General features: G+C 70.3%; 15 protein-coding genes. 10 read left to right on the forward strand and 5 right to left on the reverse strand.

Annotated elements, in window-relative coordinates; translation table 11 throughout:
• Positions 1-54: 54 nt before the first annotated feature.
• The 4 genes from ACFYY7_RS19250 to ACFYY7_RS19265 all read left to right on the forward strand — a co-directional run bounded on the left by ACFYY7_RS19250 (position 55) and on the right by ACFYY7_RS19265 (position 3,123).
• The gene (locus ACFYY7_RS19250) at positions 55-1,029 is read left to right on the forward strand and encodes a ribose-phosphate diphosphokinase (RefSeq protein WP_030926792.1); all 975 of its coding nucleotides are present in this window, start codon (positions 55-57) and stop codon (positions 1,027-1,029) included.
• A 216-nt stretch (positions 1,030-1,245) separates the two neighbouring features.
• Positions 1,246-1,833 carry a 50S ribosomal protein L25/general stress protein Ctc gene (locus ACFYY7_RS19255; protein ID WP_388662861.1) on the forward strand — a complete coding sequence of 196 codons (588 nt, stop codon included), beginning with the start codon at positions 1,246-1,248 and terminating at the stop codon, positions 1,831-1,833.
• A 117-nt stretch (positions 1,834-1,950) separates the two neighbouring features.
• Positions 1,951-2,544, forward strand: coding sequence for an aminoacyl-tRNA hydrolase (gene pth / locus ACFYY7_RS19260; RefSeq protein WP_388662862.1), 594 nt, complete (start codon positions 1,951-1,953; stop codon positions 2,542-2,544).
• A 108-nt stretch (positions 2,545-2,652) separates the two neighbouring features.
• Complete coding sequence (locus ACFYY7_RS19265) at positions 2,653-3,123, forward strand: hypothetical protein (protein WP_388662864.1); 471 nt, start codon at positions 2,653-2,655, stop codon at positions 3,121-3,123.
• Between the two features lie 27 nt (positions 3,124-3,150).
• Here ACFYY7_RS19265 and ppc read toward each other — a convergent pair whose 3' ends face one another.
• A complete protein-coding gene (gene ppc, locus ACFYY7_RS19270; protein ID WP_388662866.1) occupies positions 3,151-5,880 on the reverse strand; it encodes a phosphoenolpyruvate carboxylase in 2,730 nt (909 codons plus the stop codon).
• 333 nt (positions 5,881-6,213) lie between these two features.
• On the opposite strand from ppc, the gene ACFYY7_RS19275 reads away from it, so the two are divergent.
• The gene (locus tag ACFYY7_RS19275; RefSeq protein WP_388662868.1) at positions 6,214-7,230 is read left to right on the forward strand and encodes an acyl-CoA desaturase; all 1,017 of its coding nucleotides are present in this window, start codon (positions 6,214-6,216) and stop codon (positions 7,228-7,230) included.
• On the forward strand, positions 7,227-7,916 hold the full coding sequence (locus ACFYY7_RS19280; RefSeq protein ID WP_266732314.1) for a TetR/AcrR family transcriptional regulator: 690 nt from the start codon (positions 7,227-7,229) through the stop codon (positions 7,914-7,916). The genes ACFYY7_RS19275 and ACFYY7_RS19280 overlap by 4 nt, the downstream gene beginning before the upstream one ends.
• Before the next feature lie 15 nt (positions 7,917-7,931).
• On the opposite strand, the gene ACFYY7_RS19285 is transcribed toward ACFYY7_RS19280, so the two are convergent.
• Complete coding sequence (locus ACFYY7_RS19285) at positions 7,932-8,363, reverse strand: DUF2000 family protein (protein ID WP_388662869.1); 432 nt, start codon at positions 8,361-8,363, stop codon at positions 7,932-7,934.
• 49 nt (positions 8,364-8,412) lie between these two features.
• Here ACFYY7_RS19285 and ACFYY7_RS19290 point away from each other — a divergent pair, with 49 nt between their 5' ends.
• Positions 8,413-9,231, forward strand: a complete 819-nt coding sequence (locus tag ACFYY7_RS19290; RefSeq protein WP_388662871.1) for an AraC family transcriptional regulator — start codon at positions 8,413-8,415, stop codon at positions 9,229-9,231.
• A 123-nt stretch (positions 9,232-9,354) separates the two neighbouring features.
• Positions 9,355-9,957 (forward strand): Uma2 family endonuclease, encoded by a 603-nt coding sequence (locus ACFYY7_RS19295; protein ID WP_388663224.1) that lies wholly within the window; start codon positions 9,355-9,357, stop codon positions 9,955-9,957.
• A 3-nt stretch (positions 9,958-9,960) separates the two neighbouring features.
• Here the strand turns inward: ACFYY7_RS19295 and ACFYY7_RS19300 are convergent, their stop codons facing one another.
• Positions 9,961-10,326 (reverse strand): VOC family protein, encoded by a 366-nt coding sequence (locus ACFYY7_RS19300; protein ID WP_388662872.1) that lies wholly within the window; start codon positions 10,324-10,326, stop codon positions 9,961-9,963.
• Positions 10,326-11,123 (reverse strand): trans-aconitate 2-methyltransferase, encoded by a 798-nt coding sequence (locus ACFYY7_RS19305; RefSeq protein ID WP_388662874.1) that lies wholly within the window; start codon positions 11,121-11,123, stop codon positions 10,326-10,328. Before ACFYY7_RS19305 ends, ACFYY7_RS19300 begins: the two co-directional genes overlap by 1 nt.
• 88 nt (positions 11,124-11,211) lie before the next feature.
• Between ACFYY7_RS19305 and ACFYY7_RS19310 the strand changes: the two genes are divergently transcribed.
• The gene (locus ACFYY7_RS19310; protein ID WP_376622696.1) at positions 11,212-11,709 is read left to right on the forward strand and encodes a MarR family winged helix-turn-helix transcriptional regulator; all 498 of its coding nucleotides are present in this window, start codon (positions 11,212-11,214) and stop codon (positions 11,707-11,709) included.
• On the opposite strand, the gene ACFYY7_RS19315 is transcribed toward ACFYY7_RS19310, so the two are convergent.
• Complete coding sequence (locus tag ACFYY7_RS19315) at positions 11,668-12,468, reverse strand: LuxR C-terminal-related transcriptional regulator (protein ID WP_388662875.1); 801 nt, start codon at positions 12,466-12,468, stop codon at positions 11,668-11,670. The genes ACFYY7_RS19310 and ACFYY7_RS19315 overlap by 42 nt on opposite strands.
• Before the next feature lie 263 nt (positions 12,469-12,731).
• Between ACFYY7_RS19315 and ACFYY7_RS19320 the strand changes: the two genes are divergently transcribed.
• Positions 12,732-13,184: a GNAT family N-acetyltransferase gene (locus tag ACFYY7_RS19320; RefSeq protein ID WP_388662877.1), complete on the forward strand. Its 453-nt coding sequence runs from the start codon at positions 12,732-12,734 to the stop codon at positions 13,182-13,184.
• Positions 13,185-13,197: the final 13 nt, after the last annotated feature.

Below are 13,197 nucleotides of genomic sequence, written 5' to 3' on the forward strand. Positions count from 1 at the left end.
GCACATCGGGACACATGCGTGCAGCGCCAGGAACACGTCTGAGGAGACTGTGCTGTGACCGGGATCAAGACGACCGGCGAGAAGAAATTGATGCTCTTCTCCGGCCGCGCCCACCCCGAGCTGGCCGAGGAGGTTGCGCACCAGCTGGGTGTCGGCCTCGTGCCGACGAAGGCCTTCGATTTCGCCAACGGTGAGATCTACGTCCGCTTCCAGGAGTCCGCCCGCGGCGCCGACTGCTTCCTGATCCAGAGCCACACTGCTCCGATCAACAAGTGGATCATGGAGCAGCTCATCATGCTGGACGCGCTGAAGCGCGCCTCGGCCCGCTCCATCACGGTGATCGTGCCGTTCTACGGCTACGCCCGCCAGGACAAGAAGCACCGCGGCCGCGAGCCGATCTCGGCCCGTCTGGTCGCGGACCTGATGAAGACGGCGGGTGCCGACCGCATCCTCACCGTCGACCTGCACACGGACCAGATCCAGGGCTTCTTCGACGGCCCGGTCGACCACCTCTTCGCGCTGCCGATCCTGGCCGACTACGTCGGTGCCAAGGTCGACCGCACGAAGCTGACGATCGTCTCGCCGGACGCCGGCCGCGTCCGCGTCGCCGACCGCTGGTGCGACCGTCTGGACGCCCCGCTGGCGATCGTGCACAAGCGCCGCGACAAGGACGTCGCCAACCAGGTGACCGTCCACGAGGTCGTCGGCAATGTGAAGGGCCGGGTCTGTGTCCTGGTCGACGACATGATCGACACCGGTGGCACCATCTGCGCCGCCGCCGACGCCCTGTTCGCGCACGGCGCCGAGGACGTCATAGTGACGGCGACACACGGTGTGCTCTCGGGCCCGGCCGCGGACCGGCTGAAGAACTCCAAGGTCAGCGAGTTCGTCTTCACCGACACCCTGCCGACCCCGGGCGAGCTGGAGCTCGACAAGATCACGGTGCTCTCGATCGCGCCGACGATCGCGCGCGCGGTGCGTGAGGTCTTCGAGGACGGCTCGGTCACCAGCCTCTTCGAGGAGCAGTAGGAACGACCCTCTTCGAGGGGCAGCAGGAGCAGCGGAACAGCGGCTCCGAAGATCCACTTTGGGGGCGGCCTCCCCGCCGGGTAGACTCACTGAGTTGCTCGGCGAGGGAGGCCGTACTCATATGTACGGCGGTCCGTTATCGACGCGCTCTTCGTAGCAGGCCTGTCGTGGGCCGGGTGACCGTCCGAGTTCCGTCACCCCACGAGGAGTGCAGTCATGGCTGAGGTCAAGCTCGCCGCCCAGGTCCGTACCGAGTTCGGCAAGGGCGCCGCCCGTCGCACCCGCCGCGCCAACCTGGTCCCCGCCGTCATCTACGGCCACGGTGCCGAGCCGGTCCACGTCACCCTGCCGGGCCACGACCTGATGATGGCGCTCAAGACCGCCAACGTCCTGATCGGCCTGGAGATCGACGGCAAGGACGCCCTGGTCATCCCGAAGGCCGTGCAGCGTAACCCGCTCCGGGGCGACATCGAGCACGTCGACCTGCTGACCGTCAAGCGCGGCGAGAAGGTCAACGTCGAGATCGCCGTGCACGTCGAGGGCGACCTGGCCCCGGGCGGCAACCTCCTGGAGTACGTGCAGAACACCCTGCTCGTCGAGGCCGAGGCCACCCACATCCCGGAGTCCGTCACGGTCTCCGTCGCGGGCCTGGACGCCGGTGCGTCCGTTCTCGCCAAGGACATCACGCTGCCCAAGGGCGCCGTGCTGGCCGGTGACGAGGACGCCGTCGTGCTCCAGGTCGTCACCGCGCAGGCCGAGGAGCCGGCCGCCGAGGGTGCCGAGGGTGAGGGCGCGGAGGCCTGAGCCTCGCCCGCACTGCTTGACTGACGGGGTGGCGGTTCCTTGTTCGAGGACCCGCCGCCCCGTTTCCCTGTATCCGGGCCGTCCGGAACCATCCGTACACGAGGAGACCGAGCGCAGATGTCCGACGCCACCGACCCCTGGCTCATCGTGGGCCTCGGCAACCCCGGTCCCGAGTACGCCGCGAACCGGCACAACGTCGGCTTCATGGTGGCCGATCTCCTGGCCGAGCGGATCGGCGGGAAGTTCAAGCGTGCGCAGAAGGCGCAGGCGCAGGTCGTGGAGGGCCGCATGGGTCCGCCCGGACCGGCGAACCGACGGGTGATCCTGGCCAAGCCGATGTCGTACATGAATCTCTCGGGCGGCCCCGTCACGGCGCTGCGCGACTTCTACAAGGTGCCCACGGACCACATCGTGGCGATCCATGACGAGCTGGACATCGACTACGGGGCGCTGCGGCTGAAGCTGGGCGGCGGCGACAACGGGCACAACGGGCTGAAGTCGATGACCAAGGCGATGGGGGCGGACTACCACCGGGTCCGGTTCGGGATCGGGCGGCCGCCGGGGCGGATGCAGGTCGCTGACTTCGTGCTGAAGGACTTCTCGTCCACCGAGCGCAAGGAGCTCGCGTACCTGGTGGACCGGGCGGCGGACTCGGTGGAAAGCCTGCTCGCGGAGGGCCTGGAGCGGGCGCAGAGCGCGTACAACTCGTAGCGCCCCCACTGCCCACTGCTCGTACAACTCTGACATTCCTGCCGCTACCCCGGCGATTTCCGGCCACGAGTTGACCAGTGGTGCCGGTCTGCCCAAGGATCGCTCCCCATGAAGCGGAGTTCCTCACACCGCGCCCTGGTCTACGCCCGCAACGCCGCCATGGGCTGTGTCGTCCTGTTGCTGCTGGTGGCGGGTGTGCTGTCCTCCTGGGACGAGGCGCATCACATCGTTCTGGCCAAGGGTCGTGAGCACGGCACGATGACCGTGACCGGTTGTGGGGCCGATGTCTGTACGGGGCCGTTCACGCCGTCGGGGCCGGCTTCCGCCCGTGCCCGAGTGACGATCGAGAAGTCCGTCGCGGCGCGGCGTGGTGACCGGTTCCCCGTGGTGGTCAAGCCGGATACGGACGATGTGGTGCGGACCGGGACGCCGGGTTTTCTGCATGCCTGGGTGCCGCTGGGCGGTGCGCTGTTGCTGGCGGGGCTGGTGATCGGTGGTGGTCTGCGGCTGTCCCGGACCGGCTGGGGCACCGCGATCGCGGGCGCGGCCCTGCTCGTGGCGACGTTCATAGCGCTGTGAGCAGGGCCGCGGCCGCTTCCGGGGGTCTCAGCCGGTGTTGCGCAGACCGGCCGCGACACCGTTCACGGTGAGCAGCAGGGCCCTGGCGAGCAGCGGGTCGGGCTCTTCACCGCGTGCGGCGGCTTCGCGCTGGCGGGCCAGCAGCGATACCTGGAGGTAGGAGATGGGGTCCAGGTAGGCGTCGCGGATGGCGAAGGTCTGCTGGAGCACGGGGCTGGTGCCGAGCAGTTCGGTGGAGCCGGTGACCTTGAGGACTTCGTTCACGGTGAGTGCGTGCTCGGCCTCGATGTCGGCGAAGACGTGCTTCAGTTCGTCGGGGACGAGTGTGTCGACGTAGTGGCGGGCGATCCGCAGGTCGGTCTTGGCGAGGGTCATCTCGACGTTGGAGATGAAGTTCCGGAAGAAGTGCCAGTGCTCGTGCATTTCTTCCAGGACGGTGTCGAGGCCGGCCTCGCGCAGTGCCTTGAGTCCGGAGCCGACGCCGTACCAGCCGGGGACGATCTGGCGGGACTGGGTCCAGCCGAAGACCCACGGGATGGCGCGCAGTCCGTCGAGCGAGACGCCCGAGCCGGGGCGGCGGGAGGGCCGCGAGCCCAGGTGCAGGTCGGCGAGCTGGTCCACCGGTGTGGAGGCGAGGAAGTACGTCGGCAGGTCCGGGTCCTCGACGAGCTTGCGGTACGCGGCGTGCGCGGCGTCGGAGACGGTGTCCATCGCGGCGTCCCAGCGGGCCAGGGCCTCGTCGGACTGGCGGGGTGCGGTGTGCAGGGCGGAGGCCTGGAGGGTGGCCGCGACGGTCAGTTCCAGGTTCTCCCGGGCGAGTGCCGGGATGAGGTACTTGTCGGAGATGACCTCGCCCTGCTCGGTCACCTTGATCTCGCCCTCCAGGGTGCCCCAGGGCTGGGCGAGGATCGCGTCGTGCGAGGGGCCGCCGCCGCGGCCGACGGTGCCGCCGCGGCCGTGGAAGAGGCGCAGGCGTACGCCGTAGCGGTGGGCGACGTCGCGCAGTCGGCGCTGGGCGCGGTGGATCTCCCACTGGGAGGTGGTGATGCCGCCGAACTTGGAGGAGTCGGAGTAGCCGAGCATGACCTCCTGGACGTCGCCGCGCAGGGAGACGAGGCGGCGGTAGGAGGGGTCGGCGAGCATCTCGTCGAGGATGACGTCGGCGGCGCGCAGTTCGTCGGTGGTCTCCAGGAGCGGCACGATGCCGATCTTGGCCCAGCCGCCGTGCAGGTCGATGAGGCCGGCTTCGCGGGCCAGTACGGCGGCGGCGAAGACGTCGTCGGCGCCCTGGCACATCGAGATGATGTAGGACTCGATGACTTCGGGGCCGAAGCGCTCGAAGGCTTCCTTGACGGTGTGGAAGACGCCGAGGGTCTTCTCGCCGGCGGCGTCGAGCGGGGCCGGGGTCGGGGCGAGCGGGCGGCGGGAGCGGAGTTCCTTGGCGAGGAGCTTCTGCCGGTAGTCGCGGGGCATGTCGGCGTAGCGCCAGGATTCCTCGCCGAGCCGGTCGAAGAGCTGACCGAGTGCGTGGTGGTGGGCGTCGGCGTGTTCGCGGACGTCCATGGTGGCGAGCTGGAGGCCGAAGGCGGAGAGCGTACGGATGGTGCGGTCCATCCGGCCGTCGGCGAAGAGTCCGCCGCGGTGCTCGCGCAGTGAGGTCTGGATGAGTGCCAGGTCGGCGATGAGTTCGGCGGTGCCGAGGTAGTCGCAGCCGGGGCGGTGCGGGGTGCCGGAGGCGAGGCGCTCGCGGGTGTTGACGAGCTTCTGCCGGATGCAGGTCGCCTTGAGGCGGTAGGGCTCCTCGGCGTTCAGCCGCTTGTAGCGGGGGCTGATCTCGGGGAGGCGTCCCAGGTCGGCTTCGAGCGAGGTCAGCAGTTCGTCGGTGGCACCGGTGTAGCGGATGGAGTTGGAGAGCAGTCCGCGCAGGTGGTCGATGAGTTCGAGGGCGTCGGTGATGCCGTGCTCGTGCTGGAGGATCAGCACTTCCCAGGTGACGGCGGGCGTCACGTTGGGGTTGCCGTCGCGGTCGCCGCCGATCCAGGTGCCGAAGGTGAGGGGGCGGGTGCCCGCGGGCAGCTCGACGCCGACGCGTGCGAGTTCGGCGGCGAGGTCCTCCAGTACGTCGCCGACGGCGTTGGCGTGGAGTTCGTCGAGGTAGTAGATGGCGTTGCGGGCCTCGTCGGCCGGCTCCGGGCGGACCACGCGCAGTTCGTCGGTCTGCCAGATGAGGTCGATGTTCTCGGCGAGCCGGAGGTCCTGGCGGCGCCGGTCGGCCTCGACGACGGGGGTCTCCAGGAGCGCGGCGATGCGGCGGAGCTTGTTCAGCACGGAGCGCCGGGCGGCCTCGGTGGGGTGCGCGGTGAAGACGGGCCGTACGTTGAGGTTCTTGACGGTCTCGCGCAGGTGGACGGGGTCGGCGTCCTTGAGCCGGTCGGCGGTGCGGGCGAGGAGCCCGCCCTCGGCGGCCCGGCGGTCGCGCATCTCGTGGGCGCGGTGGACCTGCTCGGTGACGTTGGCGAGGTGGAAGTAGGTGGAGAAGGCGCGCACGAGCTGCGCGGCGGTCTCCAGGTCCGTGTCGCCGAGGAGCTGGGCCGCGGCCTCGCCGTCGGTGCGGGTCAGGGCGCGGACGCGCTCGACGAGGTCGAGGAGTTCCTGGCCCTCCTGACGTACGAGGGTCTCGCCGAGGAGGTCGCCGAGGCGGCGGATGTCGGCGCGCAGCTCGGGGCTGGCGGCAGGGGTCTGGTCGGCACTGCTCACGGTGTGCGGCTCCTTGCAGTGGTTGAGCACGGGGTTTCTCCCGGGGCCGCGGCAGGCAGCGGCCACAGGGGTCTCCGGGGCCGCGACAGGCAGCGGTGCCGAAGCCACCCCGGGAAAGCAGAGTGCGGACCGCGCTGTCCGACCCCACCAGGATAGGTGTCCACTCCGTCGGCGCCGCTCGCGGCCCGATCGAGTTTCCCCTCGGTGGGAGGCCCGCCGCGCTCTCGTGCGACGGACCGTTCCGCTGCCATACTTACGTTGCCGTAGGTTACGGGTGCGTAGCCAGAGCTATCCGTCGTATTCCTCATCTTCCTCATCCCCAGGGGACCCCCCATGAACACCAGCCCCGCTGTGATCGCCGACGCCCAGCCGTCGGCGACCGACGATCGGGCCCTTCCCTTCGCCACGCTCGGCGGGGACAACAAGCGGTCGATCGAGCAGTTCGCCCTGCTGCTGTTCATCGTGGTGCCGTTCGTGGCGCTGGTCGCGGCGGTGCCGCTGGCCTGGGGCCGCGGTGTGAGCTGGCTCGATCTGGGTCTGCTCGTGGCGATGTACTTCATCGGCTGCCACGGCATCACGATCGGCTTCCACCGCTACTTCACGCATGGCTCCTTCAAGGCGAAGCGCCCGCTGCGCATCGCGCTGGCCGTGGCCGGTTCGCTGGCCGTGGAGGGTCCGCTGGTGCGCTGGGTGGCCGACCACCGCAAGCACCACCGTTTCTCGGACGCGGAGGGCGACCCGCACTCGCCGTGGCGCTTCGGCGAGAGCCTGCCCGCCCTGATGAAGGGCCTGTGGTGGGCCCACATCGGATGGATGTTCGACGAGGAGCAGACTCCGCAGCAGAAGTACGCCCCCGACCTGATCAAGGACCCGGCGCTGCGCGGCATCTCCCGCCACTTCATGACCCTCACGATCGTGTCGCTGGCGCTCCCGCCGCTGGTCGGCGGCCTGGTGACGATGTCGTGGTGGGGTGCGGCGACGGCCTTCTTCTGGGGCTCGCTGGTCCGGGTGGCCCTGCTGCACCACGTCACCTGGTCGATCAACTCGATCTGTCACGCGGTCGGCAAGCGGCCCTTCAAGTCGCGTGACCGGTCGGGCAATGTGTGGTGGCTGGCGGTGCTGTCCTGCGGCGAGTCCTGGCACAACCTGCACCACGCCGATCCGACGAGCGCCCGGCACGGTGTGATGCGCGGTCAGATCGATTCGAGTGCCCGGCTGATCCGCTGGTTCGAGAAGCTGGGCTGGGCGCACGACGTGCGCTGGCCGGACTCCGCCCGGATCGAATCCCGCCGTGTCGAGTCCAGCCGGATCGGCTCCCGGCGCGACCCCGAGCGTGCCGACGCGGCATGATTGACGACGTGGCGACCGACTCCAGCACCAGCAACGAGAAAAACCGTCCTTCCTCTTCCACCCGGCGTACCCGCCGGGTGCGGATGACGGGCAAGGAACGCCGCGAACAGTTGCTGGACATCGGTCGCACACTCTTCGCCGACAAGGGCTTCGAGGGCACCTCGGTCGAGGAGATCGCCTCGCGCGCCGGTGTCTCCAAGCCGGTCGTGTACGAGCACTTCGGCGGCAAGGAGGGCCTGTACGCCGTCGTGGTCGACCGCGAGATGCGCCAGCTCCTGGACATGGTCACGAGCGCGCTGACCGCGGGCCACCCCCGCGAGCTCCTGGAGCAGGCCGCGTTCGCCCTGCTCGACTACATCGAGACGTACACGGACGGCTTCCGCATCCTGGTCCGCGACTCCCCCGTGGCCCAGTCGACCGGCACCTTCGCCTCCCTCATCAGCGACATCGCCACCCAGGTGGAGGACATCCTGGGCCTGGAGTTCAAGGCCCGCGGTTTCGACCCGAAGCTGGCCCCGCTGTACGCGCAGGCGCTGGTCGGCATGGTCGCCCTGACCGGCCAGTGGTGGATGAACGCCCGCAAGCCGAAGAAGTCGGAGGTCGCCGCCCACCTGGTGAACCTGGCCTGGCACGGCCTGGAGAACCTGGAGTCGAAGCCGAGGCTGGTAGGGCACCGCAAGAGCTGAGGGCCGGCGCCCCGGTCAGGGGTGCATCCGGGCGCCCTTGAGTACCTTGTCGACGCCGTTGCGCGGTCCGTACACGGCGAGGCCCACCAGGTCCAGCCGGTCCTTCGCCACGGCCCGCACCGCCGCGCGGTTGTCCCGGTCGTTGCCGGTGGCGAAGAGGTCGGACGTGAACACCGACCGGGGAAGCGAGCGGGACAGCGCACGGCCGTGCGCCGCGGTCAGTGTCTCCTTCGTCCCCTCGAAGACCAGGACGGGCTGGCGGAACATCGGCAGGTACGCGGTGCCGTCGGCGTCCGCGTACGGTTCGCCGATCACCTCGGGCACCTCCGGGCCGAGGCCGCTGACCAGGAACGCGGTCACGTTCAGCCGTTGCCAGGTCTCCAGGTCCTCGCGCAGCAGTACGGCGATCTTGGTGTCGAAACGTACGGGGGCGTTGTCGGTCGTCATGCGCCGAGACTGCCGAACCGCCTGCCGGACCGTCTTGTACATTCCTTGCATGGTGGCCCGGCAGCAGGTTTCCGCGTGGCGCCCGCAGGTCCCGGGTGTGGTGGAGGTCTTCCACGCGCATTTCACCGAGCACGCGTACCCGATGCACGTCCACGACGTCTGGACCCTGCTCATAGTCGACGACGGTGCGGTCCGCTACGACCTGAACCGCCACGAGCGCGGCACCCTGCACGGCACGGTGTCCCTGCTCCCGCCGCAGGTACCGCACAACGGCTCGCCCGCCACCTCGCACGGCTTCCGCAAGCGGGTCCTCTATCTGGACCTGACCCAGCTGGACGAGAGCTTCATCGGCCCGGCGGCGGACGGCCCCGACCTCGTCGACCCGCTGCTGCGCCGGCGTGTCGGGCAGCTGCACGCCTCGCTCGCGGACAGGGGCGACGAGCTGGAGGCGCAGAGCCGTCTCGCCCTCATCCGTGAACGGCTCCACGCCCACCTGCGGCCCCGGCCCGTCGCCCGTCGGCGGGTGACCGATCGCGGTGTGGCCCACAGCCTGCGGGACCTCCTCGACGACCGGCTGCTCCAGGGAGTGCCCCTGGACGAGGCCGCGCAACTGCTGCATGCCCACCCGACGCACCTGGTACGGGCGTTCAGCGGAGCCTTCGGCATCGCCCCGCACCAGTACCTGATGTCCCGTCGGATCGACCGCGCCCGACGGCTGCTGCTCGACGGCCGCCCGCCCGGAGAGGTGGCGGCCGCGACCGGCTTCTACGACCAGTCGCACCTGAGCAGGCATTTCAAACGGCTCGTCGGCACACCCCCCGGGCGGTTCGCCCGCGAGGGCGCCGCGGCTGCGGTACGAGTGCCGTGACCAGCGGGGCCTCACCGGGCCGGAGACCGACACGGAACCGGCGTCACTCTTTGTAATGACGCTCTTTGATTCCGGCCGCTACCGCGAGGGAGCAGAACAAGAATCCCGTCCATGGGAGGAATCATGACCGCCGAGCCGTTCACCGCGCACAGCTCCCGCTGGCCGGTGCCGCCCCAGGACGGATACACGGTGGACGACCTGTTCACCTTGCCCGATCTCCCGCCGCACACGGAGTTGCTCGACGGGAGCCTGGTTTTTGTGAGTCCACAGCGCTTTTTCCACAGCTGCATGACCGACCTGTTGGTTCGTGGTCTGCGGAGCTTCGCATCGCGCGAGGTCAGGACCGTGCGGGAGATGGCGGTCGTCCTCGACAGCCGCAACGTGCCCGAGCCCGACGTCTCCGTCGTCCGCTCCGACGCGGTCACCGGACCCGAACAGAACCGCTTCCAGGCCGCCGACGTCCTGCTCGCCGTCGAGGTCGTCTCGCCCGACTCCGAGGCCCGCGACCGCGACACCAAGCCGGGGAAGTACGCCTCGGCCCGTATCCCGAACTTCTGGCTGGTCGAGATGGCCGGCACCGACCGGCACCCGGTGGTGCGGGTGTACGAGCTGGACCCGGTGTCCAAGGCGTATGCGCTGACGGGAATCCACCACGACCGTCTCAAGGTGAGCGTGCCGTTCCCGATCGACATCGACATCACCCGGGAGGCGCTGGACGAGCTGTGACGGTCAGCCGTCCACCGGCTCCAGGAACTCCAGCCGGTTCCCCACCGGGTCGTGGCTGAAGAAGCGCCGGTGCCCCGGCAGATCACCGTCCCAGCGCACCTCGGCACCCCGCCCCTCCAGCCGGGCCGCGTACGGCTCGATGTCCGTGACGCGCAGTCCGGGGTGGGCCTTCTTCGCCGGGCGGAAGTCCTTCTCGATGCCGAGGTGGAGCTGGACCGGGCCCGCCTGGAACCAGCAGCCGCCGCGGGCCGCGAGGGCCGGGGGCTTGGCGATCTCCGTCATGCCGAGGCTGTCCGCGTAGTAGGTGCGAAGGGCGTCCTCGGAGCCTGGCGGGGCGGCGAGCTGGACGTGGTCGAGGGCGGTGATCATCACTTCTCCTTGCGGGCGACGGCGAAGATGCGGCGGAACGGGAAGACGGTGCCGTGCGGGCCCTGCGGGTAGGCGGTGCGCAGCAGGTCGCGGTATTCGGTGAGGAAGGCGTCGCGGGCCTCGGGGTCGTCGGCGAGGGCGGTCAGGACGGGGCGCAGGCCGGTGCCCTTCACCCAGTCGAGGACCGGGTCCTGACCGGGCAGGAGGTGCAGGTAGGTGGTCTCCCAGACGTCCGCCGTGATGCCGGGGGCGGTCAGCGCGTCGAGGTAGGCGGTGGGGGTGAGCACCGCGTCGGCGTGGCGCAGCTGGTCGGCGAGGCGGGTGCGCCAGCGCGGGGAGGCGGCGAGTTCGCGCATCAGGACGTGGCTGGGCTGGTCGAAGTTGCCGGGGACCTGGAAGGCGAAGGTGCCGCCGGGGGTGATCGCGTCCAGCCAGGCCGGGAAGCGGGCGGCGTGGTCGGGGACCCACTGGAGCAGGGCGTTGGAGACGATCAGGTCGTGACGCTCGGCGGGGGTCCAGGTGGTGGCGTCGGCCTCGGCGAAGTCCAGGTGGGGGCCGGCGTGGGCGCGGGCCCGTTCGAGCATCTGCGGGGAGTTGTCGTAGCCGGTGATGCGGGCCCCGGGCCAGCGGTCGGCGAGCAGGACGGTGACGTTGCCCGCGCCGCAGCCGAGGTCGGCGATCCGGGGTGCGGGGGAGGCCGGGAGTTCGGGGATGCGGGCGAGGAGGTCGAGGAAGGGGCGGGTGCGGTGGTCGGCGTGGCGCAGGTACTGCTGCGGGTCCCAGGTGGGTGCGGTCATGGCAGTCAGACTCACCCACAGATATCTTGATGTCAAGACACTTGAGTTCAAGAGACTTCATGTCGACAGACCCCTTACACTGATCCACATGGAGGACGAGGTCGACCGATTGGTCGCTGCATGGCGCCGCGAGCGCCCCGACCTCGACGTGGAACCACTCGAGGTGCTCAGCCGCGTCTCCCGCCTGGCCCGCCATCTGGACCGGGCCCGCCGGATCGCCTTCTCCGAGCATGATCTGGAGCCCTGGGAGTTCGACGTACTGACGTCCCTGCGTCGCGCGGGCGCCCCGTACCAGCTCTCCCCCGGCCAGCTCCTCACCCAGACGCTGGTCACCTCCGGCACGATGACCAACCGCATCGACCGCCTGACCAAGAAGAACCTCGTCGAGCGCCTCCCCGACCCCAGCGACCGCCGCGGCGTGCTCGTCCGGCTCACCGCCGAGGGCCGCGACAAGGCCGACCAGTCACTGGCCGGGCTGCTCGCCCAGGAACGCGCCATCCTGAGCCGGCTCTCCACCCAGCAGCGGAGCGAACTGGCCGGGCTGCTACGCCAGTTGACCGCCCCGTTCGACAACATTCCCGGCTAGGGGCTGTCCGGCGGGGTCGGCCGGGCCGACGCCCGCCCGCCTGGCCAGGGCGACGGCGGCCAGGGTGGAGTGCACGCCCAGTTTCCCCAGCACGTTCTGCATATGGGTACGGACCGTGTGCGGGGAGAGGAAGAGCCGCTCGGCGACCGCCTTGCGGCCCAGGCCCGCCACCATGCAGCGCAGCACCTCGCGTTCGCGCGGGGTCAGCGACTCGACCAGCTCCTCGCTCTCCGTGCGGTGCTTGCGCGCCGCCGTCAGCTCCCGCAGCACGCCGGTGAGCAGCGCCGGGGGCAGATGTGTCTCGTCCCGCAGCACCCCGCGGATGACGGCGAGCAGCCGTTGCAGCGAGCAGTCCTTGGCCACCCAGCCCGATGCCCCGGCCTGGAGCGCCAGCGCGGCCCGGACCGGGTCGTCCTTCTCGGCCAGCACCACCGTGCGCACGGACGGCCGGCCCGAACGGACCCCGGCCACCAGGGAGATGCCGTCCACCCGAGCGCTGTCCCCGTCGGCGGAGACCGGTACGGGTGCCCGTCGGCCCCCCGCCGCGCCCAGGATGCCCAGCTCGGCGTCGATCAGCATCACGTCGTAGCCGCGCCCCTCGGCGGCGGCCCGCTCCAGGCACCGTAACGCGGCGGGGCCGCTGCCCGCCGCCGCCACATCGACGTCCGGCTCGGCCGCGAGCGCCGCTGCGAGCGACTCGGCGAAAATACGGTGGTCGTCCACCACGAGAACCCGGATACGAACCACAGGCACCCCCATGCCGCGTCTGTTCCTGGGCCACCCCCGGCCCGCCGAAGGGGCCGACCAGTACGGGTACGGCAACCCGGATCGGTAACCGGACCGCAGTCCCACGGCCGCCGCCGTGTGTCGACTGTTGTCCGCCCCGGGCGCCGTACCCGACTGTCTCGTACCCCTGAATCAGCACCGGCCCCCACCGGTGCTGTGCATCAGGGTACGGCCGACGGCCCGCTGCGGAAACCGATTCGCGGAACTGGCCGGGTCCGCGTCCTACTGTGTGGCCCATGTTCCGTCTTGAGACAGAAGTGGACAAAGGACGGCGTTCCTTACTGAGCCGGCGGCTGCGGGACGACAACACGGCCCGCTCCCCGGAGCTGCGCGCGCTGCGCACCACCCGCGCCGGGCGGGAACTCCCGCTGGAGGTATGGGCGGTGGACATCGAGGGCGCCGTCGCAGGCGGCCTGACCGGCCGCACCTGGGCGTACTGGCTCCATGTGGACCAGCTCTGGGTCGACGCCCGCCACCGCGGCCGGGGCCTGGGCTCGCTGCTGCTCGCGGAGGCGGAACGGGTGGCCGCGGCGGACCGGGGCTGCACCCGCTCCCGGCTGGAGACCTGGGGCTTCCAGGCGCCCGGCTTCTACCGGGAGCGGGGCTACGAGGTGAGCGGGCGGGTCGAGAACTACCCGCCCGGGGTCACCGAGTTCATCCTGACGAAGGAGCTCGCGGCTCCGTCCTGACGAAGGAGCTCGC

The sequence above is a fragment of the Streptomyces sp. NPDC001933 genome, assembly GCF_042890955.1.
Classification (GTDB): domain Bacteria; phylum Actinomycetota; class Actinomycetes; order Streptomycetales; family Streptomycetaceae; genus Streptomyces.

Excerpts from the sequence above, each read along its gene's own strand:
- ACFYY7_RS19265 (WP_388662864.1), top strand. The coding sequence starts at position 2,653 with ATGAAGCGGAGTTCCTCACACCGCGCCCTGGTCTACGCCCGCAACGCC.
- ACFYY7_RS19280 (WP_266732314.1), top strand. The coding sequence starts at position 7,227 with ATGATTGACGACGTGGCGACCGACTCCAGCACCAGCAACGAGAAAAAC.
- pth (WP_388662862.1), top strand. The coding sequence starts at position 1,951 with ATGTCCGACGCCACCGACCCCTGGCTCATCGTGGGCCTCGGCAACCCC.
- ACFYY7_RS19290 (WP_388662871.1), top strand. The coding sequence starts at position 8,413 with ATGGTGGCCCGGCAGCAGGTTTCCGCGTGGCGCCCGCAGGTCCCGGGT.
- ACFYY7_RS19320 (WP_388662877.1), top strand. The coding sequence starts at position 12,732 with ATGTTCCGTCTTGAGACAGAAGTGGACAAAGGACGGCGTTCCTTACTG.
- ACFYY7_RS19255 (WP_388662861.1), top strand. The coding sequence starts at position 1,246 with ATGGCTGAGGTCAAGCTCGCCGCCCAGGTCCGTACCGAGTTCGGCAAG.
- ACFYY7_RS19285 (WP_388662869.1), bottom strand. The coding sequence starts at position 8,363 with ATGACGACCGACAACGCCCCCGTACGTTTCGACACCAAGATCGCCGTA.
- ACFYY7_RS19295 (WP_388663224.1), top strand. The coding sequence starts at position 9,355 with ATGACCGCCGAGCCGTTCACCGCGCACAGCTCCCGCTGGCCGGTGCCG.
- ACFYY7_RS19310 (WP_376622696.1), top strand. The coding sequence starts at position 11,212 with ATGGAGGACGAGGTCGACCGATTGGTCGCTGCATGGCGCCGCGAGCGC.
- ACFYY7_RS19275 (WP_388662868.1), top strand. The coding sequence starts at position 6,214 with ATGAACACCAGCCCCGCTGTGATCGCCGACGCCCAGCCGTCGGCGACC.
- ACFYY7_RS19300 (WP_388662872.1), bottom strand. The coding sequence starts at position 10,326 with ATGATCACCGCCCTCGACCACGTCCAGCTCGCCGCCCCGCCAGGCTCC.
- ACFYY7_RS19315 (WP_388662875.1), bottom strand. The coding sequence starts at position 12,468 with ATGGGGGTGCCTGTGGTTCGTATCCGGGTTCTCGTGGTGGACGACCAC.
- ACFYY7_RS19305 (WP_388662874.1), bottom strand. The coding sequence starts at position 11,123 with ATGACCGCACCCACCTGGGACCCGCAGCAGTACCTGCGCCACGCCGAC.